General features: G+C 73.2%; 20 protein-coding genes. 8 read left to right on the top strand and 12 right to left on the bottom strand.

All coding sequences use genetic code 11. The annotated features are described in order from the left end of the window. Positions 1-29: 29 nt before the first annotated feature. The 7 genes from QEZ54_RS17070 to QEZ54_RS17100 form a co-directional block, all read right to left on the bottom strand. Complete coding sequence (locus QEZ54_RS17070) at positions 30-1,196, bottom strand: MFS transporter (RefSeq protein WP_281305601.1); 1,167 nt, start codon at positions 1,194-1,196, stop codon at positions 30-32. After that, a complete protein-coding gene (locus QEZ54_RS17075; protein ID WP_281305602.1) occupies positions 1,193-2,071 on the bottom strand; it encodes a family 3 encapsulin nanocompartment shell protein in 879 nt (292 codons plus the stop codon). The genes QEZ54_RS17070 and QEZ54_RS17075 overlap by 4 nt, the downstream gene beginning before the upstream one ends. Before the next feature lie 13 nt (positions 2,072-2,084). Next, entirely contained in the window at positions 2,085-2,834 is a 750-nt protein-coding gene (locus tag QEZ54_RS17080) for a hypothetical protein (RefSeq protein ID WP_281305603.1), read from the bottom strand. After that, positions 2,801-3,784, bottom strand: a complete 984-nt coding sequence (locus QEZ54_RS17085) for an aldo/keto reductase (protein ID WP_281305604.1) — start codon at positions 3,782-3,784, stop codon at positions 2,801-2,803. The genes QEZ54_RS17080 and QEZ54_RS17085 overlap by 34 nt, the downstream gene beginning before the upstream one ends. Positions 3,785-3,816: 32 nt before the next feature. Next, on the bottom strand, positions 3,817-7,410 hold the full coding sequence (locus tag QEZ54_RS17090) for a non-ribosomal peptide synthetase (protein WP_281305605.1): 3,594 nt from the start codon (positions 7,408-7,410) through the stop codon (positions 3,817-3,819). A gap of 163 nt (positions 7,411-7,573) precedes the next feature. Beyond that, the gene (locus QEZ54_RS17095; RefSeq protein WP_281305606.1) at positions 7,574-8,689 is read right to left on the bottom strand and encodes an FAD-binding oxidoreductase; all 1,116 of its coding nucleotides are present in this window, start codon (positions 8,687-8,689) and stop codon (positions 7,574-7,576) included. 48 nt (positions 8,690-8,737) lie between these two features. Then, positions 8,738-9,919, bottom strand: coding sequence for an MFS transporter (locus QEZ54_RS17100; RefSeq protein WP_281305685.1), 1,182 nt, complete (start codon positions 9,917-9,919; stop codon positions 8,738-8,740). A gap of 163 nt (positions 9,920-10,082) precedes the next feature. On the opposite strand from QEZ54_RS17100, the gene QEZ54_RS17105 reads away from it, so the two are divergent. Beyond that, positions 10,083-10,634 (top strand): SRPBCC family protein, encoded by a 552-nt coding sequence (locus QEZ54_RS17105; RefSeq protein ID WP_281305607.1) that lies wholly within the window; start codon positions 10,083-10,085, stop codon positions 10,632-10,634. Between the two features lie 463 nt (positions 10,635-11,097). On the opposite strand, the gene QEZ54_RS17110 is transcribed toward QEZ54_RS17105, so the two are convergent. After that, positions 11,098-11,817: a hypothetical protein gene (locus QEZ54_RS17110; protein WP_281305608.1), complete on the bottom strand. Its 720-nt coding sequence runs from the start codon at positions 11,815-11,817 to the stop codon at positions 11,098-11,100. A 90-nt stretch (positions 11,818-11,907) separates the two neighbouring features. Between QEZ54_RS17110 and QEZ54_RS17115 the strand changes: the two genes are divergently transcribed. The 3 genes from QEZ54_RS17115 to QEZ54_RS17125 all read left to right on the top strand — a co-directional run bounded on the left by QEZ54_RS17115 (position 11,908) and on the right by QEZ54_RS17125 (position 14,554). Beyond that, a complete protein-coding gene (locus tag QEZ54_RS17115; RefSeq protein ID WP_281305609.1) occupies positions 11,908-12,762 on the top strand; it encodes a class I SAM-dependent methyltransferase in 855 nt (284 codons plus the stop codon). Positions 12,763-13,100: 338 nt separating this feature from the next. Continuing rightward, the gene (locus QEZ54_RS17120; protein WP_281305610.1) at positions 13,101-13,952 is read left to right on the top strand and encodes a septum formation family protein; all 852 of its coding nucleotides are present in this window, start codon (positions 13,101-13,103) and stop codon (positions 13,950-13,952) included. A gap of 143 nt (positions 13,953-14,095) precedes the next feature. Further along, the gene (locus tag QEZ54_RS17125) at positions 14,096-14,554 is read left to right on the top strand and encodes an SRPBCC family protein (RefSeq protein ID WP_281305611.1); all 459 of its coding nucleotides are present in this window, start codon (positions 14,096-14,098) and stop codon (positions 14,552-14,554) included. 1 nt (position 14,555) lies between these two features. On the opposite strand, the gene QEZ54_RS17130 is transcribed toward QEZ54_RS17125, so the two are convergent. The 3 genes from QEZ54_RS17130 to QEZ54_RS17140 are packed head-to-tail and all read right to left on the bottom strand — an operon-like array spanning position 14,556 to position 16,017. Further along, positions 14,556-14,984, bottom strand: coding sequence for a hypothetical protein (locus QEZ54_RS17130; protein ID WP_281305612.1), 429 nt, complete (start codon positions 14,982-14,984; stop codon positions 14,556-14,558). A gap of 17 nt (positions 14,985-15,001) precedes the next feature. Beyond that, a complete protein-coding gene (locus tag QEZ54_RS17135; RefSeq protein WP_281305613.1) occupies positions 15,002-15,640 on the bottom strand; it encodes a hypothetical protein in 639 nt (212 codons plus the stop codon). Positions 15,641-15,648: 8 nt separating this feature from the next. Continuing rightward, the gene (locus QEZ54_RS17140; RefSeq protein WP_281305614.1) at positions 15,649-16,017 is read right to left on the bottom strand and encodes a VOC family protein; all 369 of its coding nucleotides are present in this window, start codon (positions 16,015-16,017) and stop codon (positions 15,649-15,651) included. Positions 16,018-16,110: 93 nt separating this feature from the next. Between QEZ54_RS17140 and QEZ54_RS17145 the strand changes: the two genes are divergently transcribed. Then, positions 16,111-17,643, top strand: a complete 1,533-nt coding sequence (locus QEZ54_RS17145; RefSeq protein WP_281305615.1) for an aldehyde dehydrogenase family protein — start codon at positions 16,111-16,113, stop codon at positions 17,641-17,643. 94 nt (positions 17,644-17,737) lie between these two features. On the opposite strand, the gene QEZ54_RS17150 is transcribed toward QEZ54_RS17145, so the two are convergent. Continuing rightward, on the bottom strand, positions 17,738-18,415 hold the full coding sequence (locus QEZ54_RS17150) for an FAD-dependent oxidoreductase (RefSeq protein WP_281305616.1): 678 nt from the start codon (positions 18,413-18,415) through the stop codon (positions 17,738-17,740). Positions 18,416-18,501: 86 nt separating this feature from the next. Between QEZ54_RS17150 and QEZ54_RS17155 the strand changes: the two genes are divergently transcribed. The 3 genes from QEZ54_RS17155 (at position 18,502) to QEZ54_RS17165 (ending at position 22,577) form a co-directional block, all read left to right on the top strand. Beyond that, positions 18,502-19,365 carry an aminoglycoside phosphotransferase family protein gene (locus QEZ54_RS17155; RefSeq protein WP_281305617.1) on the top strand — a complete coding sequence of 288 codons (864 nt, stop codon included), beginning with the start codon at positions 18,502-18,504 and terminating at the stop codon, positions 19,363-19,365. Positions 19,366-19,463: 98 nt separating this feature from the next. Continuing rightward, on the top strand, positions 19,464-21,662 hold the full coding sequence (locus QEZ54_RS17160; protein ID WP_281305618.1) for a SulP family inorganic anion transporter: 2,199 nt from the start codon (positions 19,464-19,466) through the stop codon (positions 21,660-21,662). A gap of 132 nt (positions 21,663-21,794) precedes the next feature. After that, positions 21,795-22,577 carry a hypothetical protein gene (locus tag QEZ54_RS17165; protein ID WP_281305619.1) on the top strand — a complete coding sequence of 261 codons (783 nt, stop codon included), beginning with the start codon at positions 21,795-21,797 and terminating at the stop codon, positions 22,575-22,577. Positions 22,578-22,585: the final 8 nt, after the last annotated feature.

Here is a 22,585-nt window from a genome sequence, read left to right on the forward strand (position 1 = left end):
TCAGGGCCGGGCCGGGCGCGGCGGTGGGCTCAGGACGGGACCGGTACCCGAGCCCGGCTGGTCGCCTCCACCAGAGCCAGAGCCGCGGAGGCGACCGCGCATGCGGTCATCGTGTAATAGATGCCGGGATAGTTCCACCCCGTCGCGATGAGCCCGGCCAGCGGACCACCCGCGGCCAGGCCGATGTCCCAGAACGAGGTGAACGCGCCCAGGGCCGCGCCCTGCTGGGACTGCTCGGTGCGGTTGATGACGACCAGCGCCAGCGCCGGGAACAGCAGCGACAGCCCCGCCCCGACGATCAGGCCGCCCGCGACGGCGACGATCAGGTTCGGCGCGAGCGCGACGGTGAGCAGCCCGACGGCCTCGACCAGCGCCGACCACAGCGCGACCCGGCTGGGGCCGAGCCGGTCGGGCAGCCCGCCGAGGAACAGCCGTACGCCGACGTAGGTGAAGCCGTACGCGTTGAACGCGGCGATGCCCCCGGCGATCCCGCGCGCGTCCAGGTGCAGCACCACGAACGCGGCCAGCGCCGCGTAGCCGAACGCGGCCAGCGACAGCGCGATGCCGGGCAGCACCGCCGACGGGGCCACCAGCGGCGGCCGGGCCGTCGGGGCGGGCTGCTCGGGCTTGGGCTTGAGCACGACCAGCAGGCCGCCGACGGCCGCCGCCGCGACGCAGAACAGCCACACCGCGGTGTACCCGCCGGTGCCCTTGAGGATCAGGGTGCCGATCAGGGCGCCGAGGGTGATGCCGGTCCACATGAAGATGCCGTACAGGCCGACGACACGCCCCCGCCGCGCGGCCGGGGACAGCAGCACCAGCCACGCGGCCCCGGCCGTGTAGATCATGCCCTCGCCCGCGCCGTGCAGCACCCGCACCGCGATCAGCACGATCTCGTTCGCGGCGAGCAGGTAGGCCAGGCTCGCCACGCCGCAGGTGACGGCACCGGCGAGCATGACCTTCTTGTAGCCGTGCCGGTCGGCGTACCGGCCCGCGATCGGCCGGGTGACCACGGCCGACACCGCGATCGCGGCGATGACCACGCCGACCATCACGTCGCCGCCGTGCAGTTCGCCCTTGACGTAGAGCGGCAGCACGGCCAGCGACGCCCCGACGCTGAGCAGGCAGCAGAAGATCGCCCCGAACAGGGGCTGGAACGGCGCGTAGAAGCGCAGCGCCTCGAACCTGCCGGTCACTGCCCGCTCCGCTGCTGCGGGATCGCCGCCGGGCGTACGTGGAAGAAGTGGGTCGGCAGGTGGATCGCCACGCCCGCCCAGATCTCGGCGCAGACGGCCAGGCCGGGCTGCGCGAACGTGCCCGCCGGCGGTTCGGCGACGCGGATGCTGGACCGGCCGCCGTCGAGCAGGCGGGCGGCCATCGCGAAGTCGCCGACCAGGGCGCAGCCCGGGTCGACCATGCGGGTGCGGCTGATGACGGTGCCGTTGCGGGCCAGGTCCTCGAGCAGGGTGCCCTTGCCGACCAGGTGGTAGTAGTAGTCCACCGGATTGATGATCATCGCGTGGGCGGTGGCGCCGGTCTGCTCGATCTCGTTGCACGCCGCCATCAGCCCGGTCACGTAGTCGCCGTGGTACGGCAGCTCGGCGATGCCGGGGTGGCTCAGCAGGCCCTGCTCGCCGATGGTCAGCGCCTGGTTCTCGGCGGTGGCCAGGCGCACCAGCAGCCGGAAGTCCACGAACACGGCCAGCGCCTCAAGGTCGTCGACCAGCTCCGGCGGGATCTGCACCCAGGCCCGCACCGGGGCGACCTTCGCGCTGGACATGCCGAACTTGAACGCCGCCTCCCGGCGCAGCCCCGACTCGTGCACCGTGGCCGCCTCGTCGGCGGTCGGGCGGCTCTCGCTCCAGAACCGGGTCTCGTCCCCCTCGGCGGGCCGCTTCTTGAACAGGTTGCGGACGGTCACCCGGGGCCGGTCCTTGGTCGGCTGGAACGCGTCGGTGATGGTGAAGTCGAAGACGACCTCGGCCTTCTCCCGGTCGGCGGCGTACGCGCGCGCGAACGCCTCACCTGGGGACAGGCTCTTGTCCGCGGGCGTCACGACGGTGGTGCTCATAGCGGTGCTCCGTTCATAGGGCGTGCTCAACAAGTCGTTCGTAGAAGGGCAGGTGGTGCTCGTAGTACGAGCGGAGCAGGTCGTTGTTGGCGACCGTGGCCCCGTACTGCTTGGCGGGCGCGCCGAAGCCGCTGGAGCGGCTGGCGTCGACGTGCCACTGCCTGGTGCGCTGCCACTCGGACCGGTCCTCCGGCGCCCAGGTCAGCGCCTCGGGCCGGAACGGCAGCCCGACCGCCGCGCAGTACGCCGCGACCACCGCGGCGGGCTCGCGCAGCAGCCGGTCCGCGTCGACCACCACCGGCTCGCGGCCCAGCACCTGCCGGGCCAGCTCGAACAGGTGCCACTGGTGCTCGTAGCCGACGTCCGAACAGGACATCGCCGGCTTCATCGCGAAGTGGGAGCTGATCGCCTTGGCCGGGTCGCGCACGATGAACGTGTGCTCGATCCCGGCGATCTCGTCGGGGTGGTCGTGCAGGTACTGGTACCGGTACTCCATCGTGTCCTTGAAGAACACCGTCCGGTCCCGGCCCAGGTCGACCAGGTGCGACAGGATCTCCCCGGGTGTACGGCACACCCGGGTCCCCCCGTCGCGGTCCGGCAGCGGCGTCTCCTGCCAGTCGGTGAGCGTGACCAGCGGTTCGTGTACGACCGTGACGTCCCCGCGGGCGATCATCATGCGCAGGAACGCCGTCGAGGCGGCCCGCGGATGCGCCCACATGGCGATCACGGTCACATCGACCACCAGGTCGGCGTCCGGTCCCACCGGTGCTCGCGCAGCTCGGCCAGCAGGTCCGCGCTGAGCGGCACGCCGTCGCTGGTGGCGAGGTTGGCCCGCACGTGCGCCGACTTGCGCATGCCGGGGATGACCGTGCCGACCGCCGGGTGGTGCAGGATGAACCGCAGTGCCAGCTCCGGCAGCGTCATGCCCTCCGGCAGGATCTCCTTGAGCCGCTCGGCCCGCGCCACACTGGGCCCCAGGTTCTCCTCGCCGAAGTACGTCGCCCGCCAGTCGCCCTCCGGGAACGTCGTGTCCAGGGTGAACGTGCCGGTGAGCGCGCCCTCGTCGAACGGCACCCGGGCGATGATCGCGATGTCGTCGCGCAGCGCCCGCTCGAACAGCTCGTCCTCCGGCGCCTGGTCGAAGATGTTGTAGATGACCTGGATCGCGTCGATCAGCCCGGTGTCGAGCGCCTTCAGGCAGTTGACCGGCTCCCACCGGTTGACGCTGATCCCGATGCCGTCGACCAGCCCGTCGCGCTTGAGGTCGGCCAGCGCCTCCTGCCAGGCGCCGTCGTCGGCCCAGCGGTCCTCCCACACGTGCAGCTGCATCAGGTCGATGCGGTCCACGCCCAGGTTCTCCAGGCTGCGCTCGGTGTACTCGCGGATGTGGTCGGCCGGGAAGACGTCGTCCAGGGTGTCCTGCGGGCGCGGCGGCCACTCGCGGTTCTTCGGCGGGATCTTCGTCGCCACGTACAGGCGGCGGTCGGGGTGGCGCTTGAGCAGGGCGCCGAGCAGCTGCTCGCTGACGCCGCGGCCGTAGATCCAGGCGGTGTCGAAGAAGTTGCAGCCGAGTTCGACCGCCTCGTCGAGGGCGCCGGGGGCGGTGTCGTAGTCCCAGCCGGTGAAGCCGCCGGGCCCGCCGCCGATGCCCCACATGCCGTAGCCGATCTCGCTGACGTCCCAGCCGAGGCGGCCCATCTTGCGGTACTGCATTCGTTTCCTTCCGTAGTGGTGCACGCGGTTGTTCAATGCGCCGGCGTGAGCGCCGGCAGCTCTAAGCGGCCCAGCGGGGCCAGGTGGCGGTCCAGGTGGTCGCGGTAGGCGGCGATCGGGCCGTACAGCCACTCGTCGGACAGGCCCCAGCGCTGCTCCAGCCGGCGGCACTCGTCCTTGGCGAACAGGCGCGGGTTGTCGGTCAGCAGGCCGCCGAAGCGGCGCCCGACCGCGTGCTCGGTCGCGCCCGGCGGCACCTTCAGCAGCGTGAGCAGCGTGTTCAGCTCCGCGTCGCCGGTGTCGAGGGCGGCCTCGCGCAGCCGGGCCAGGAAGTCGAGGTTCGGGATGCGCTCGATCGGGCGGCCGACCCGCGACAGCACGTCGCCGAAGCAGACGCTCTCCGGGTGGAACACGTGCAGCGTGCGGCCCCACGCGGCCGGGTCGGTGAGCCCGGCGACGACGCGGCGGGCCACGTAGCCGACCGGGGTGTAGTCGGAGCGGCTGGCCGCGCCGGGGCACACGCCGAGCCGGTGGTAGGCCGACAGCATCAGGTGCGTCAGCGCGCGCCGGTTGGGGAAGCCGTTGTCGGCGTCGGGCATGACCTCGCCCAGCCGGTAGATCGTGACCGGCGCGCCCTGCGCGGCGGCCTGCGCGAGCAGCCGCTCGGCGACCCACTTGGACCGGCCGTAGCCGCTGTGCGGGGTGGACGCGGCGGCCACGTCGAAGCGCTCGGCCAGCGGCCGGTTGTGCCGGACCGCCTCGGTGTCGAGCACGCCGAGGGTCGACACGTGGTGCAGCTGCTTGGGCCGGTGCGCCAGGGCCAGCCGCAGCACCTCGAGGGTGCCGGTGACGTTGGCGGCCCGGTGCGCCCGGTAGTCGAACAGGAAGTTCACCAGCGCGCCGTTGTGCAGCACCGCGTCGACGGTGCGGGCCAGGTGGTCCCAGGTCGTCGGCGCGAGGCCGAGGTCGGGCCGGCCGAGATCGCCCGCGTACGCCCGCAGCCGGTCGCCGAACCGCGCCTGCCACAGCCCCTGCTCGGTCAGCGCCGCGACCACCCGGGTCAGCGCCTGCGCGTCGCCGTCGGCCCGGCACAGGCACACCACCTGCATGGTCGTGCGCGCCAGCAGCTCGTACACCAGCCTGCTGCCCACGAACCCGCTCGCCCCGGTGACCAGCACCGTGCGCGGTTCGCGCCCCCGCTGGGTCGGGATCACGGCGGGCACGGTGAGCCCGGCCGCCCCGGCCGCGTCGCGGTCCATCAGCACCGCCTCGTCGACCTCCACCTCGGCCGGGTCGGCCTGCCGGGTGGCGAGCAGCGCCGTCAGCCGCTCGGCGGTCGGGTGCCGGAACAGGTCCTGTACCCCGATCCGGATCCCGCTGTCGCGGCTGAGCACCGAGGTCAGCGTCAGCGCCTGCAGCGAGTCGCCGCCCGCGCGCACGAAGCTCTCGTCGGCGCGCAGCTCGGGCCGCCCCAGCGTGCGCCGGAACAGCGCCAGCATCCGCGCGGTGGGTTCGTCGGGCGCCGGTCCGTCGTCGGCGGCCAGCGCGGCCGCGTTGCCGTGCAGCCAAGCGTCCAGCCGCTCGTGCAGCGCGGCCCGGTCGACCTTGCCGTTGGCGTTGCGCGGCAGCTCGGGCAGCACGAAGTAGTGGCGGGGCAGGCTGTTGCGGGGCAGCGCGGTGCGCAGGTGCTCCCGCAGCGCCGCCTCGGTGACCGTGCCGTCGACGAACAGCGCCAGCGACTTGGCTCCGTCGTGCTCGGCGACCAGCACCCGCGCCTGTCGTACGCCGGGACAGCCCTCCGCCACCGTCTCGATCTCGCCCAGCTCGATCCGTACGCCGCCGATCTTCACCTGGAAGTCGCGCCGCCCGTGGAAGTGCAGCAGCCCGCGCTCGTCGTAGCGGCCCAGGTCGCCGGTGCGGTAGAGCCGCTGCCCGGGGATCTCCGGGAACGGGTTGGCCACGAACACCTGCCCGGTCCGCTCCGGGTCGCCCAGGTAGCCGCTGCCCAGGCAGGCCCCGCCGATGACGATCTCGCCGACCGCGCCGCGCGGCAGCGGCCGCAGCGCCTCGTCCACCACCACCGCGTAGCAGTTGTCGATCGGGCGGCCCAGCGGCACGGCCCCGGTCTCGTCCGGGTTCACCCGGTGGAAGACCATGCCGATGGAGGCCTCGGTCGGGCCGTACCCGTTGGTGAGGCCCACCGCGGGCAGCAGCGCCATCAGCCGGTGCGCCAGCTGCCGGTTCATCTCCTCGCCGCCGACGATCAGGCGGCGCAGCGTGCTGATGCGGGCCAGCGCCCGCTCGTCGTGGTCGACCAGCGTCACCAGCGCGTTGAAGATGCTGGGCACGAAGTCGGTCATGGTGACGCCGTGCTCGGCGATGGTGTCCACGGTGCGCCCGAGGTCGAGGAAGTCGCCCTGGGCCGGGACCACGGTGCGGCCGCCGGTGGTCAGCGGCCAGAACAGCTGCCACACCGAGGAGTCGAAGGTGTGCCTGCTGTTCTGCAGCACGACCTGCCCGCCGCCGCCGAAGTAGCGGGTCATGAACCGGAAGCGGTTGGTCAGGCCGCCGTGCAGGTTCATCGCGCACTTGGGCGTGCCGGTGGTGCCGGAGGTGAAGATGCCGTAGATGACGTCGTCGGGTCCGAGCACCACCCCGGGCCGGGGCGCGCGGGCCGGCGTCGCGCCGACCGCGACCGGCAGCACCCGCTCGCGCCAGTGCGGCGGCACGCAGCCGGCGTCGGCGCACAGCACCACGGGCGCGGCCAGCACCTCCAGCGTGGCGGTGAGCCGGTCGGCGGGCCAGGCCGGGTCCAGCGGCACGAAGGCCGCCCCGAGCTTCATCAGCGCGAGGTACGCCACCGGCAGCTCCAGGCTGTTGCCGAGCAGCACCGGCACCGCCGTGCCCCGGGTCACGCCGTGGCCGGGCAGCTTGGCGGCCAGCGCGTTGGCGTGGTCGTCGAGGTCGCGATAGGACAGTGTACGACCGCCGTAGCTCAGCGCGGGGGCGTCCGGGTGCTCGTCGACCCGGTCCTCGAACAGCTGGGGGATGGCGCGGAACGGACCGTGCTCGACCTCGCGTCCGGCCAGCCGCCCCAGCAGCAGCTGGCGGGAGGCGGCGCCGAGGCCGTCAGTGGCGGCGGGCGACAGCTGCGGCTCGGCCAGCAGCGCGCGGACGACCTCGGCGAACAGCTCGGCCACCGCGTCGGCCATGCCGGCCCACGGGTCGCCGGGCGCGATCGCCACGTCGGCGGTGAGCCGGTGCCCGGTCACCCGCAGGCTGACGCGTACGCCCAGCAGGGGGCGGCCGGTGCCCTGCCCGAGCAGCACCTCCAGCGCCGCCTCGGTGTCGGCGGAGAAGCCGCCCATCAGTTCGCGCACCTGCGCGCGGGCGGTGGGGCCGTCCTGCTCGCGCAGCGTGTCGGGCCAGGTCGGCAGGCAGTGCCAGGTGTCGGCCTCGCGCACCCGCACGGGCAGGGTGCGCGAGAGGCGGGTGGCGGTCTCCACGGCGGCCAGCGCGGCCGCGCACGCGAGCTCGCCGGGCTGCTCGCCTGCTCCGGGGTCACTCGGGTACGCGGGGATGGTGCAGGAATAGTGACCGTTTTCCGGGGCGTGACCGGAGCCCATCCGTCCTCCATCGTCGGTGGACCGCCGGGCGCGGGTAGCGCAGGCGACAGCGATCCATCCATTAGTGCACATGCCTGATGGAGGGGAAGACTAGAGCATACAGCGGGGTTTGCGAATGCCTGGAACGATCGTTTACGAGACTTTAAATAGTTGTCCGCAAGATTCACATGTGCCCGGAACAGGAGAGAAGGCGGTTCACCGCCATCATCTCATTCACGTCAGTGAGTGCCCCGGCCTCGCCGACGACAGCGGCGGCGAGCGCCCGCCCCACCGCCGGAGCGATCTGCACGCCGTACCCGCCGAGCCCGGCGAGCCAGTGGAAGCCGTCGGCGGCCGGGTCCGGGCCGACCACCGGCACGTCGTCGGCCGCGCTGGTGCGCAGTCCCGCCCAGGCGTGCCGTACCCGCCGCGCGGGCAGCGTGGTCGCCTCCCGCAGCCGCTCCAGGCCCAGTGCGACGTCCAGGTCCTCCGCCCGGGCGTCGCCGGGCACCGCCGGGGTGGCGTCGGCCGGGGACACCAGCAGCGCCCCGGACTCCGGCTTGACGTAGAAGGTCTCGGTCACGTCGCAGACCATCGGCCAGGCGCCAGCCCCCTCCGGCCCGTCCACCAGGAACGCCGTCCGCCGCCGGGGCACCAGGCCCACCGGCCGCACCCCGGCCAGCGCCGCGACCTCGTCGGCCCAGGCCCCGGCCGCGTTGACCACCGCGCCCGCGCGCACCTCGCCGGCGGTGGTCCGCGCCCGCCAGCCCGCGCCGTCGCGGACCAGCTCGTGCAGCCGCGCCTGGGTCAGCACCAGCCCGCCCGCGGCCGTGATCCCGCGCAGGAAGCCGCGGTGCAGCGCGTCCACGTCGATGTCGGCGGCGGCGGGGCGGTACAGCGCGCGGGTGAACCACTCCGGGCGCACCACCGGGCAGTGCCGGGCCACCTCGCCGGGCCCTATCTCGTACGCCGGCACCGGCGCCGCCAGCCCCCGGGCCAGCGCCCGCTCGAACAGCTCCTCGGCCCCGGCCGGGCACAGGGCCACCACGCCGCGCGGGGTCAGCAGCGGGTGCTCGGCGAACCCGTCGGGCGGCTCGGTCAGGAACGGCCTGCTCGCCTCGGTCAGCGCGCGGACGACGTCGTTGCCGTAGTACTCCGAGAACAGTGCCGCCGAGCGGCCGGTCGCGTGGTAGCCCGGCGCGGTCTCCATCTCGACCAGCGTCACCGCGCCGTGCCGGGACAGGAAGTAACCGGCCGCGGCCCCGGCGATCCCGCCGCCCACGACGAGGAAGTCCGTCATGCCTGCGAGACAGTACTGGAGTGATGCATGCATGTAAATGCCTGAGCGTCACGCCGGGGCGGGCAGCTCCACCCGGCGCAGTCGGCGGGTCGGCGCGATCACCAGCAGCAGCGCGCAGCCGGTGACACCGACCGCGCAGCCCAGCAGCAGCAGCCGGTCCGCGCCCAGCAGCCCGGCCAGCGGCGCGGCGAGCACCTGCCCCAGCGGGATCCCGAGCACCGATCCCGCGATCTCGTACGCCGAGACCCGGTTGAGCACGTCGCGCGGGACGTGGGTCTGGACGCTGGTGGCCCACATGACCGACCAGAAGGCCCAGGACAGCCCACCCACCGCGTGCCCGGCCAGCAGCACCGGCAGCGGCGCGGCCAGCGCCGTGGTCAGCGGGACCAGCACGAACCCGACCAGCACCAGCGCCCCGGCGGCCAGCGGGCGCACCGGCTTGAGGCGCATCGCCGCGAGGCCGCCGAGGATCGTCCCGGCGCCCATCGCCGACATCGCCCAGCCGTACGCCTCGTCGCCGAGCCGGTCGGTGATCAGCGCCGAGCCGATCGGGATCAGCGGTCCGAACAGGACGACGCCGTACCCGAACCAGATCAGGATCACGCTCCACATCCAGCTGCGCGACCGGAACTCCGTCCAGCCCTCACGCAGGTCCCGGCGCAGTGCGGCGACGCTCGCCGCCCCCGCGACCGGGTGCGCGGGCAGCCGCAGCGCGAGCAGGCACACGGCGCTGACGGCGAAGGTCGCCGCGTTCAACGCGTACACGGTGCCCGCGCCGGTCGCCACGACCAGCACCGCCGACAGCGCCGGGCCGAGCAGCTGCGCGCCCGCGTCGGCCACCCGCAGCGCCCCGTTGGCCCGCTGCACGTCGGCGGCCAGCAGCGGCACCATGCCCGCCAACCCCGGCTGGAACATCGCCGCCGCCGCTCCGGCCAGCGCCGACGTGCCCGCCAGCAGCCACAGCGGCGCGTGCCCGGAGAACAGCGCGACCGCGGTGACCGTCTGCGTGCCGACGCGGACCAGGTCCGCCCCGACCATCAGGCGCCGGGCCCCGACGCGGTCGGCCAGCACGCCGCCGAACAGGATCAGCGCCACGAACGGCACCATGAACGCGGCCAGCACCAGGCCCACCCCGGCGGCGCCGTGCCCCGCCTCGCGCACCGCCAGCGCCACCGCGACGGGCAGCATCCCGTCGCCGAGCAGCGCCACCGCGCGCGCCACGAAGTACAGCGTGAAGTCACGCGTCTACAGCCGGGCCATGCCGTCGCCTCCTGAAGTCGGTACCGATCATGAACCGCTGACTGTAAACACACCTTCCCATTTCGGGTGTGGTGCCCGTCACGATCGCCGACGGTGTTACATGAACTGCGACGCCGTCGTGAAGGGGCCGACCATGAACAACCAGACCGCAGCGGGCGGGGCGCTCGCCGACGTCCACTGCGAACCCAGCGGCCGACGCTGGACGCTCGTGCTCGCCCGCGACCTGCCGCACCCGCCGCGCGCCGTCTGGACCGCGCTCACCGAACCGGCGCGGCTGTCCCGCTGGGCCCCGTACGACGCCGACCGCGACCTGAGCGGCACCGGCGGCGCCGTGCTGACCATGGTCGACGGCGACGAGCGGCACGACCTCGACGCGGAAGTGCTGCGCGCCGAGCCGCCCGCGCTGCTCGTCCACACCTGGGGCGAGGACAGCCTGCGCTGGGAACTCGTCCCGTCCGCCGGGGCCGGCACCCGGCTCACCCTGCGCCACACCATGGCCGACCGCGACTGGCTGCCCAAGGTCGCCGCAGGCTGGCACCTGTGCCTCGACGTCCTCGCCCGGCTGCTCGACGGCGAGCCCGTCCAGGCGATCCGCGGCCGCGACGCCAAGGCCCACGGCTGGGCCGGACTGCACGACGCGTACGCGGTCGAGCTCGGCCTGCCGACAGGCCCCGACCGGGAGTAGCCCGCACGTGATCCGCACCGGCACGCTGCGAGATCACCTCTGGCCCGGCTGGCGGCGGCCCCGGCGGCGCCCCTCCCCGCAAGATCACTGTTTCGGGGTCTCCGGACCGGCTTTCTGCGGCAAGATCTTCGTTCTAGGTCAGTGGCTCGGCTCTGGGGCCGCATTCTGGCCGCTGACTGCGATCACTGGCCGGCGGCCGGGGCTTCGGGGCTGGTTTGTCGCGTCCGGCAGGGTTCGATGGCGGCCGACGGTGCGGATTTCGCCGAATGCGACTCGGCTGCGAGTCGATGTTCCGGCCTCGGCCAGTGATCTCTGGCTGCCATGACGTCCAAGATCGCGGTCTGTGGTCGGCGGAGCGGCTCTCGGACTACGTTCCGGCCGCAGGCGGCGATCATCGGCGGAAGGCGGCCCCGAGATCGCCACTGCTGGTCGGCAGCTCCGCTGATGCGGGGGACGGGTGGGGTCAGGTGCGGGCGACGGTGAGGGTGGAGACGCCGGCGACGGCGTCGACGTCGTACCGGTCGGTGGAGCTGTCCCAGGCGGGCGGGGCGAAGACCGAGCCGCCCGCCACACCCGAGCGGCGCTGGCCGTCGACGGTCACGTTGGCGGCGCCGCCACCGGCGCTGACGCGGACCGGGACGCCCTGCGGTGCCCGTACCAGGAAATCGCTCGCGCCGCCCGCCATCCGGACCGTCCGCGTCCCCTCCGGACGCGGCAGCACCGCCTCGATCCGGCTCGAACCGGCCGTGAAGTCGATCGCGCCGAGGCGTCCGGCGCCCATGTCGACCAGGGTCTCGGTCGCCCCGCCGGAGAAGCGGAGATCCCAGCGCACCTGCTGGTTGAGCAGCACCTCGACGACGGCGGGGCCGTGCTCGCCGGTCGCGGACAGGTGCAGCTGGTGGCGTCCGCCGGACTCGACGACCTCCGGGGAGATGCCGGAGTCCTCGGGCGTACTGATCCGGTAGAGGTCGTCGCCGAGGTCGGCGGCGCGCACGGTGAGCGTCGTGGCGCCGCTGACGACCGTCAGCGCGGCCGTGTCCCGGTCGGCCCGCGCCGCCGACACGGTGTGCGCCCGCCCGAAACCGTCGTGGCCGCGCTCGGGGTCGTCGTCTCGCCACGGTGCGCAACCGGCCGCGAGCAGCGGCGTGAGGAGCAGTCCGGTCAGGACGGTACGTCGATGCATGCGGTACGGATACCCGGCGGCGGTGCCGGTTACACCGGACGATCGCGGCAGCGGGTTGACGGGCGGTGCCGAATGTCTAGAGTCGGCGGGATGACCACCGACGCCGCAGCGGGCACCGAGCGGGTACGGCGCTACTACGACGACAACGCCGCCGCGTTCGAACGGCTCGGGCAGGGCGGCGCGTCCATCCACCGCGCGGTGTGGGGACCGGGCGCCGCCACCCGGGCCGAGGCGTTTCACCACGTCGACGAGCTTGTTCTGCGCGCGCTGCCGCCGGAGGTCGCCGTGCCGTCGGTGCTGGACCTCGGCTGCGGGGTCGGGGCCAGCCTGCTCTGGCTGGCGGGCCGGGCGGAGCTGACCGGCGAGGGCGTCACCATCAGCGGGGCGCAGGCGGCGCGGGCGGCCGAGCTGATCGAGCAGGCCGGCCTGGGCGCGCGGGTACGGTGCCGCCAGGGCGACTACCTGAACCTGCCCGACGACCTCGCCGGGTCGGCGGACCTGGCCTTCTCGATCGAGGCGTTCATCCACAGCCCGGACCCCGACGGGTACTTCCGCGAGGCGGCGCGCTGCCTGCGACCGGGCGGTCGGCTGATCGTCTGCGACGACTTCCGCACCTCGGCCGAGGTGCCGGATCCGCCGCGGGTGGCGCGCCGCCTGGCCGAGTTCCGTACGGGCTGGCACGTCGGGTCGCTGCTCACCGTCGACGAGGTGCGGAGCGCGGCGGCGCGGCACGGGTTGGAGCTGGTCCGGGACCTGGACCTGTCGGCGTATCTGGAGCTGCGGCGGCCGCGGGACCGGTTCATCAGCGTGCTGCTCGCGGTGGGGCGGGTGTTCCGGCCGTCGGGGCGGTACTGGCAGTCGCTGGTGGGCGGCGACGCGCTGCAGTGGGCGCTGCTGCGAGGGCTGCTCAGCTACCGCTTCCTGGAGTTGCGCCGCGTCGCGTGACCCGGGAGTTGGCACACTTTCGGGAGTGACTACCGAGTCGACTATGTCGTAGGCTGGCTGCGGTGCGAGCCGGGAGCGTCCTCGCCCACCCGTAGTCACGTACACGGGCGAGGACGCTTTCAACGTCAGGCGCGACGCCCCACCAGCCCTCGTCCCACCTCGGGGTCTGACGCGCTGGCCGAGAGCCGTCGCGGCGGCGGCGCCGGACCCGGCGGCAGGCGACGGTATGCGGTCGGCGGATTTCCGGACCCGGTGGGCAGCGGAGGTTGCCCGGTAGGCCGATCTCCATCGGTGATCTTCCCAGTAGGTTCTCAGAATCCGAAAACGGGGAGAGAATAGTGACGTATAGACGTCTCGCACTGTTCGCGAGCGCCGCCCTGATGTTCGCCGCCGGATGCTCGTCGACCTCGTCCGGCGACAGCCAGGCCGGGGGCAGCCCGAGTCCTTCAGGCGCCGCGGCCTACCAGCCGAAGGCGGGCGTCTGCCTGAAGGTCCTCGGCGACATCGAACGGGTCACCCAGGAACGGCACCTCGACAAGGTGGTCGACTGCACCGCGCCGCACAGCCTGCAGATCGTCGGCGGCGGCGAGCTGGGCTCCGACGGGGCCAGCACCGAAGCGATGGACAAGGCCTATGCCGAGTGCGACGGGATGGCCCGCAAGTTCCTCGGCGGTGCGGACTGGCGCGGCGGCAGGCTCGACATCAAGGTCGTGTACGCCAAGACCACGCCGCCCGGCGCCACCCGCTGGTGGGAGTGCGACCTGGTCCCGTACAACGACTACACCAGGCCGGCCTCGACGAGCCAGGACCTGTCCGGGGGCATCCCCGCGACGTTGCGGTACGGCTGCCAGACCGCGAACGAGAACGAGAACGACGAGATCGTCGACATCCAGGAGGTCGCCTGCTCCACCCCGCACCACGCCGAGTACGCGGGCGCGGTGGTCCTGCCGGCCGGTACCGAGTACCCGTCCAGCGAGGCGAGCTGGGAGCCCATCCACGACGCGTGCAACGACGTGGTCGCCAAGTTCGTCGGGCTGCCGAAGACCTCGTCCAAGCTGTCCTACTACAGCGACCTGATGCGCGGCGAGAGCGACTGGGCCAAGCGGCGTGACGTGCGCTGCTTCGTCTACTTCTGGCCCAAGAAGATGACGGGCTCGGCCAAGGGCAAGGGCAAGAACGTGCCCTGGTAGGTCGTACCGCCAGACGGCCGGGCCGCACTCGTGCGGCCCGGCCGTTCTCGTGCCACCGACCCCACCTGAGCCGGGACGGCCAGAGCTCGTCCACGTGCGGCGCCGCCCTGGTGGTACGGCCGTGCGCGGCCTACGCTGGCGTCGTGGCCAAGGCAGTGCTGGAGCATGAGTGGCGGGTCGACGCGGCGCTGGACGACGTGTTCCGGCACCTGGCCGACCCCAACAGCTACATCGGGCTGTCCCCGCTGGTGGTGACCGTCCGCGACGTGAAGATGGCCGTCGACGAACGCGACCGCCCGGTGCTGGACTACGTCGCCGTCGAGCGCTTCAAGTTCCTGAGGAAGCTGCGCTGGCACAACGCGATCAAGGTGCGCATGCGCACGCTGCCCGACCAGTCGAAGCTGGCCCAGAGCGTGAAGAGCCCCGGCGGTGTGCGGCTGGAGTCGACGGTCGAGCTGGTCGCCGACGGGGACGGCACCCGCATCCTGGAACGCATCGACCTGTCGATGCCGGCCCCGCTCAAGGGTTTCGTCACCGGCCAGGCCCGCTCGGTGCAGCTGTTCCGCGCCGCCGAACTGGCCCGCCGGATGTCCCGTTCCTGAGTCAGCGCCCGGCCGCGGCCGCGAGCAGGGCGGCCACGTGCGGGTCGGGGCTGTCCGCACCCAGGTCGTCGGCGTACACGGCGATGAGCTGGTCCTCACCGGACATGCCGGCGCGCAGCGCCCGCCAGCTCCACAGGTTGGGGTGCGGCAGGTCGGTGCAGGCCTCGGCGGGCGCCAGCTCGGCCAGCGCGGCGTCGAACTGCCCCACGGTGAGCCGGTAGGCGGCGCTGCCGGAGACGTGCCCGCAGACGCCCGCGACGATCACCGCGGGCAGCAGGCCGATGCCGACGTTGACGTACGCGAACTCGACCCGGTCGGCGACCAGCCGGCCCAGGCTGAAGGCGGCCGGCGGCTCGTACCCGGCGATGGCGTCCTCACGCTGCCTGCGGGCCGCGTTGATGTCCTCGACCGTGCGCCACTGCTCGCTCATCCGCCGATGATCGCACGCTAGGGCGCGCGCAGCGGTATCCGGTCGAGCACGGTCCAGCTGTAGTAGACCGGGTCGCCCCGGTGCTGGCGCACGTCGACCAGGTGCACCTCGCGCACGGTCATCGGCGCGTGGCTGGGCCGCACGCGGGTGCGCAGGGTCGACTGCACCTCGCCGGAGTCGCCGGCACCGGTGGCGTAGGCCAGGGTCAGGTGGCCGGGCATCGCCTCGTACGCCAGCGCGGTCGGGCCGAACAGCTCGCCGATCACCTTGCGGGTCAGCGTGTACACGGTGTGCAGGGGCTGGCCGGGCAGGTCGCCGTCGAGGTCGAGCGAGACCGTGGTGGACCCGGCCAGCGGCGATCCGGCGGTGAGGGTGAACGCGGGCACTCCGTTGAGCGCCCCGCGCAGGGCGATGGCGAACTCGGCCCGGGTGGCGGCGTCGACGGCGGCACCGGGCACGCCCATCACCGGCGCGACGGTGCAGTGCAGCCAGGGCGCCGGCACGGGCTTGACGAAGTCGTACCCGGACAGCAGCCGTCCGCAGTCGTCGACCAGCCGCGCCAGGTCCCGGTCGTGGTCGAGGTCGGGCACCAGGTAGACGTGCAGCAGGGTGAAGCCCTCGGCCCAGGTCCGCTTGCGGGTGAGGAACCGCTTCATCCTGGTGATCACTGCCCGAACGGGGGCTGCCAGAGCTCGATGCGGTTGTCCTCGGCGTCGTACGCCCAGCCGAACCGTCCGAACTCGCCGTCCTCGACCTCGTCGACCACCTTGACCCCGGCGGCCCGCAGCTGCGCCAGCATCGCGTCGAGGTCGTCGACCCGGAAGTTCAGCATGAACGGCTGCTCGGTGCTGCCGAAGTAGTCGCTGTCGGCCTCGAACACCGACCAGGCGGTGGAGCCGCCGGCCTGCCAGAAGAACCGGTGCCCGCCCCACGCCGAGACGTCGATGCCGAGGTGGTCGCGGTACCAGTCACGCAGGGCCGCGGCGTCGCGCGCCCGCATGAACACCCCGCCGATCCCCGTCACTCGCTGCATTCGGACAGTGTGCCAGAAAGCACCGGCAAAACCCGCATTATGGATCTTCCGGAGTACTCGACGCGGGGCGGTCGCGCCGCGCATGATGCTGGCATGCTTCGTTCGATCATCGGCGGTGCCCCGGCCGACGCCACCGCGCGCGCCGTGGACAGCCGCAATCCGGCGGATCTCGCCGACGTCGTCGCGCAGGTCGGGCTGGGTGAGCCCGCCGAGCTGGTCGCGGCCGCGCGGTCGGCCCACGCGGCGCAGCGCGCCTGGGCCGACGTGCCCGCGCCGGTACGCGGGCAGGTCGTCGCCAGTGTCGGCACCCTGGTCGAGGCGAATGCCGAGGCGCTGGCGCGCCTGGTCACCCGCGAGATCGGCAAGCCGCTGGCCGAAGCCCGCGGCGAGGTCCAGGAGATCGTGGACACCTGCCGCTTCTTCCTCGGCGAGGGCCGCCGCCTCTACGGCCAGACCGTGCCGTCGGAGATGCCGGACAAGCAGCTGTTCACCTTCCGGGAGCCGGTCGGCACCACGATGATCATCACGGCGGGCAACTTCCCGGTCGCCGTACCCTCCTGGTATCTGGTGCCGGCGCTGCTGTGCGGCAACACCGTGGTGTGGAAGCCCGCCACCTACGCCGCCGCCAGCGCCGACGCGCTCTACCAGCTGTTCGCCCGCGCGGGCCTGCCCGCCGGGGTGCTGAACATCGTGCACGCCGACGGTCCGGAGACGTTCGCCGGGCTGCGGACCTCGCTGGAGCAGGGCCTGGTGCAGAAGGTGGGCTTCACCGGCTCCACCGAGGTCGGCCGCGCCATCGGCGAGCTGTGCGGCCGCCACCTGCAGACGCCCTGCCTGGAACTGGGCGGCAAGAACCCGATGGTGGTCACCGAGGACGCAGACCTGGACCTCGCCGTCGAGGGCGCGCTGTTCGCCGGGTTCGGCACCGCCGGGCAGCGCTGCACCTCGCTGGGCACCGCGATCGTGCACGAGTCGGTGCACGCCGAGTTCCTGCGCCGCTTCACCGCCGCCGTCGGCGCGGCCGCGATCGGCGACCCGACCCGCGACGTGCTGTACGGGCCGCTGCTCGACGAGCGCTTCGCGGTGTCGTACGAGGGCCACCTGAAGTCGATCACCGACAGTCAGCGGGTGCTCGGCCCGACCGGGCGCATCACCGCCGCCAACCCGCGCCCCGGCTTCGTCGGCGACCCCGAGCGCGGCCTGTTCTACCACCCTGCCGTCGTCGACGGCGTACGCCCCGGCGACGCGATCTTCGACGAGGAGACGTTCGGCCCGATCGTCGGCGTGACCGGCTACCGCAGCCTCGGCGAGGCGATCGAGCTGGCCAACGCCCCCGGCTACGGCCTGTCCAGCGCCATCTACACCACCGACCCGGGCAAGGCGTTCGCGTTCCGGCGGGGCATCGGCGCGGGCATGGTCAGCGTCAACAACTCCACCTCCGGCGCCGAGGCGCACCTGCCCTTCGGCGGCAACGGCCGCTCCGGCAACGGCAGCCGCCAGTCCGGCATGTGGGTGCTGGACCAGTTCACCCGCTGGCAGTCGATGAACTGGGACTACTCCGGCCGCCTGCAGAAAGCCCAGATGGACGTGGCGGTCATCGAGCCCGACCTCGCCTTCCGCCTCTAGAGAGCAAGGAAGGGACCCTTCTTATCGTTATCCGATGTAGAAGGGCCCCTTTTTAACGCCGTCGATAGGCGGGGGGCCTGGCACGGTGGCGGGGTCAGGCGGCGCCGGAGTCCAGGTCGTGCAGGCCTTTGAAGGTGTCGGTCTGGATCGCGTCGTCGGGGACGGCGGCGATGCGCAGCTGCTCCACCGCGGCGCCGACGAAGCTGTCCGACCCGGCCACCAGGTACATGGCGGGCGGCTCGATCAGGGCGACCTCGGCCAGTCTCGCGCCCAGCTCGGCCCGGCCGACCTGGTGGTACGCGATCGGCAGCTGCGCGAACTCGGCCGCGTACAGGTGGTGCTCGCGGGCGGCGTGCACCAGCGCCACGGGGGTGCCCGGCTGGTGCGCGCGCAGATGCCGCAGGATCGACCGGAACGGCGTCACGCCGATGCCCCCGCCGATCAGCACCAGCGGCCTGGCCGGGTCGTCCGGCAGGCGCAGGTGCCCGCCGATGCCGAACACCTGCATCGGCGCACCCGGCGCCAGCGCCCGGAAGTGCTGCTGGAACGGCGAGTTCGACGAGTGGTCCAGGGTGAACCAGACCTCGTCGTCGCCGGGCGCCGAGGCGAACGAGATCTCCCGCACGGGCTTGGTGAACCGGCGCAGCAGCTGCGGGAAGAACAGGTGACCGTACTCGCCGGGGCGGAAGTCGAGCCGGCCCTCGGGGCGGAACCGGTAGGTGTGCACGTCACCGTACTCGTGGGCGCTGCCGATCAGGTGCAGCCGGGGCATGCGGACCTCATCTCTGGACGGGATGTCGGGCACATCCTCGCAGAAACCCGCTGGGCCAGCCGACCCCAGGCGGCGACGATGGGCTGGTGGAGTATCCGAGCCGTCCGGGCCATCCCGGCCCCGGCGCCCCGACCCTGGCCTGGCTGTCGCGCGTGCTGCCCGGCCCCGTGACGGCGGTGGTCGCGCTCGAGGGCGGCATCGCCAGCGGCGTCAGCGCCGTGCACACCGCCGAGGCGACGTACGTGCTGCGGCTGTGGTCGCGGCCCGGCTGGGCCGAGGATCCGCCGGTCTTCACCGCGTACGACGAGATGCGCGCACTGGCCAAGCTGGAGGGCAGCGGCCTGCCCGTGCCCCGGCTGGTGGACGCCGACCCGGGCGCCGCCGAGTGCGAGTACCCGGCACTGCTGATGACCTGGCTGCCCGGCACCATGCTGCACAGCGTCACGCACCGCGCCGCCGGGGCCGAGGACCTGACGTCGGACATGCTGCGACAGCTCGTCGAGGCGGCGGAGCGGCTGCACTCGCTCAGCGGCGACGGGCTGCCCGACTCGGAGCCGTACACGGATCCGGCCCGGGTCGGACCGCCACCGGGCACCGTGCGGCCCGGACTGTGGCGCGAGGCTGTCGCGGCGGCCGCCGGGCGCGCCCGCGGCGACGTCTTCCTGCACCGTGACTTCCACCCCGGCAACACGCTGTGGCGCGACGGCGAGCTGACCGGCATCGTCGACTGGACCAACTCCTCCTGCGGCACCGCCGGCTACGACCTCGGCTACCTGCGCGCCAACCTGCTGCTCGCGTACGGGCAACCCGCCGCCGACGCGCTGCTGCCCATGCTGGACGGCCACGACCCACACGACGACCTGCTCGCCTTCTTCGACATGTACGACGGCGACGAACCGCCCGGCCCGTTGGACCTGATCGAGCCGTACCTCGAAAGCCTGCTCTCCTAGCCGGCGCCCTCCGTCCGTTGATCTAACCATCAGCGTTTTCACAGCTTGGGGCCGTTGAGGACGGCGACAAGGTGTCGACGGAGGGAAGTGATGGGTAGATGAGCGGGTTCTGGCGGGAACGGTTGCGGGCTGATGTGCCCGCCTCCCTCGTGGTGGTCCTGGTCGCGCTGCCGCTGTCGCTGGGCATCGCGGTCGCGTCCGGAGCGCCGGTGATCGCGGGCCTGATCAGCGCGGTCGTCGGCGGCGTCGTCGCCGGGGTGCTCGGCGGCTCGGTGGTGCAGGTCAGCGGCCCGGCGGCCGGGCTGACCCTGATCGTGGCGCAGACGGTGGCGACGTTCGGCTGGCGCGGCGCGTGCGCGATCACCGTCGCGGCCGGGCTGCTGCAGCTGCTGCTCGGGGCCTCCCGGGTGGCCCGCGCGGCGCTGGCGGTGTCCCCGGCGGTGGTGCACGGCATGCTCGCCGGGGTCGGCGTCGTGATCGTCCTGTCGCAGGTGCACGTGCTGCTCGGCGACGCACCGCAGGCCTCGGCGCTGGCCAACCTGAAAGCGCTGCCGCGCGAGCTGATGCACAACCACACCACGGCGGTGCTGATCGGGGTGCTGACGCTCGCGGTGCTGGCGCTGTGGCGCTACGTCCCGGCGCTGCCGAAGGTGATCCCGGCGCCGCTGGCCGCGATCGTGGTCGGCACGGCCACGGCGGTGGTGACCGGCTGGCCGGTGCAGCGGGTGGAGATACCGGACGACATCCTGTCCTTCGAGGCCGGGCCGCAGTGGCCCGGCGGCCCGCTGCACGCCGGGCTGGCCGCGGTCGGCGCCATCGCGATGGTGGCCAGCGTCGAGTCGCTGCTGTGCGCCGTCGCGGTCGACCGGATGCACTCCGGACCGAGGGTGAACCTGGACCGCGAGCTGTGCGGGCAGGGCGCGGCGAACATGGTCGCCGGGGCGCTGGGCGGCCTGCCGGTGGCGGGGGTGATCGTGCGGTCGTCGACGAACGTGCGCGCCGGGGCCCGCTCGCGGCTGTCCACGGTCCTGCACGGCGTCTGGATCCTGGTACTGGTCCTCGCCGCGGTGCCGGTGATCGAGCTGATCCCGCTGCCCGCGCTGGCGGCGCTGCTGGTCTACACCGGCGTGCAGATGGTCAACCTGACCCACGCCCAGCAGGTGCACCAGCACCGGGAGACCCCGGTCTACCTGCTGACGCTGCTCGCGGTCGTGGTGCTGGGACTGTTCGAAGGCGTCCTGGTCGGTATGGCCTGCGCCCTGCTGCTGTCGGTGTGGCGCCTCACCCACGCCACCGTCCGCGCCCACCTGGACGGGCAGGGCTGGCATGTGGTGGTCGAGGGCTCGGTGACGTTCCTGGCGGTGCCCCGGCTGAGCCGCGAGCTGGGCCGCATCCCCGCCGCGACGGTGGTGTCGGTGGAGCTCAACGCCGACTTCATGGACCACGCGGCGGTGACCGCGCTGCACGACTGGCTGATCGGCCACGAGCGCGGCGGCGGCACCGTCGAGGTGCACGAACTGCACCACGACTGGTACGCGGGTGCGATCACAGGCCAGCGGCCCCCGGCCCGCAAGCTGCACCCGACCGCGTGGTGGCTGCCCCGCATCCACCGCCCGGCCGCCCCCGCCGAGACCGCGCCGCCCGCCGAGGGGGCACCGACCGGCGCCAAGGAGCGGCTGGTACGCGGCGCGCGCATGTTCCACCGCCACGCCGCGCGGCGCATCGCCCCGCTGCTGGCCGACCTGGCCCGCACCGGGCAGCAGCCCACGCAGCTCTTCCTCACCTGCTCGGACTCGCGAGTGGTGCCCAGCCTGATCACCGCGACCGGGCCCGGGGACCTGTTCGTGGTGCGCAACGTCGGCAACCTGGTGCCCCGGTACGACGACGCCGAGGCCGCCAGCGTCGGCGCGGCGGTCGACTTCGCGCTGAACGTGCTGCAGGTGCGGACCATCACCGTGTGCGGCCACTCCGGCTGCGGGGCGCTGGCCGCGCTGCTGCGGCCGGTGACGCACCCGGCGCCGATGCCGCACCTGGGCAGCTGGCTGCGGCACGCCCGGCCGAGCCTGGCCCGGGTCGAGTCGGCCCCGCCGTCCGACGCCGACCACCTGACCCGGCTCTGCCAGAGCAACGTGCTGCAGCAGCTGGAGCACCTGGGGACCTACCCGGCGGTGCGCGAACGGGTCGCCGACGGGCGGTTGGAGCTGGTCGGCATGTACTTCGACCTGGCCACCAGCCGGGTGCACCTGCTCGGACCCGACCACACCTTCACCCCGGTCGACACCCCGAGCCGCGTGTGAGCGCGCCGGGGCGGCCCGCACCCGGGCCGCCCCGGCCTGTCCAGATCCTGACGGCTGGCTTGGCACGGCCGCGACCCGCGTCCACCATGGGCCCACCGCGCGACGGCGCGGGCCTGTGGAGGGAGTCGGGCGATGATCCGTACGACGCGTGTTCCGGTCGGTCTGGCCGCCGTGTGGGCGCTGCTGCTGACGCCGGCCGCGCCCGCGTCGGCGGTGCCCGTGCGGGGACCGCTGCCGTGCCTGGCCCCGGCCACGGCGGACCTGCTGGACGAGGGCGCCGTGCTGAAGACGTCCCTGGCCACGTACCGCGCCACGACCGCCGGTTCGTACTGGTCGGTGGTGGCGACCCGGGGTTCGCAGGGCTACGACTCCGACATCGCGCTGCACGACCCGACAGCCTGCCTGCTGAACTCCAGCGCCCAGGGCGGATTCTCGCCCGCCGACTGGGTCGCCTTCGACAACAACTCCGGGCGGCTGCCGACGGGGATGAACCCGACCCGCGTCTACGGGCATCCCGGCAACACCAGCCCGGTCAAGTACAAGGTGCAGTTCGTCTCCGGCGATCAGACCCTGTCGACGACCGCGACCGTGTTCCAGCCCGTCGGGACCGCGTACGGCGACTGGATCGTCGACATCCGCGACGTCTACCTGACGGCGGGCACGCCCTACACCTTCACCGTCACCGGCGGCCTGTCCCACCTGTACGTCCTCGGCAGCAGCGCCGGCGCTCCGGCCACCTGGAGCAGGACCGCCGCCGGGGCCGACTTCGCGCTTCACCTGCCCGGCACCGACCTGTACACCGCCCAGGCCGGCTCGCTCGCCGTCACCCCGGCCCAGTCCGGCTGGTACGCCGCGCTGTTCGTCCGCGACGGCTGGTGGGGCGCCCCGGTCTCGGTCCGGATCACCTCGCCGTAGCCGCCGAC

The organism is Catellatospora sp. KI3 (assembly GCF_029948125.1).
Taxonomy (GTDB): domain Bacteria; phylum Actinomycetota; class Actinomycetes; order Mycobacteriales; family Micromonosporaceae; genus Catellatospora.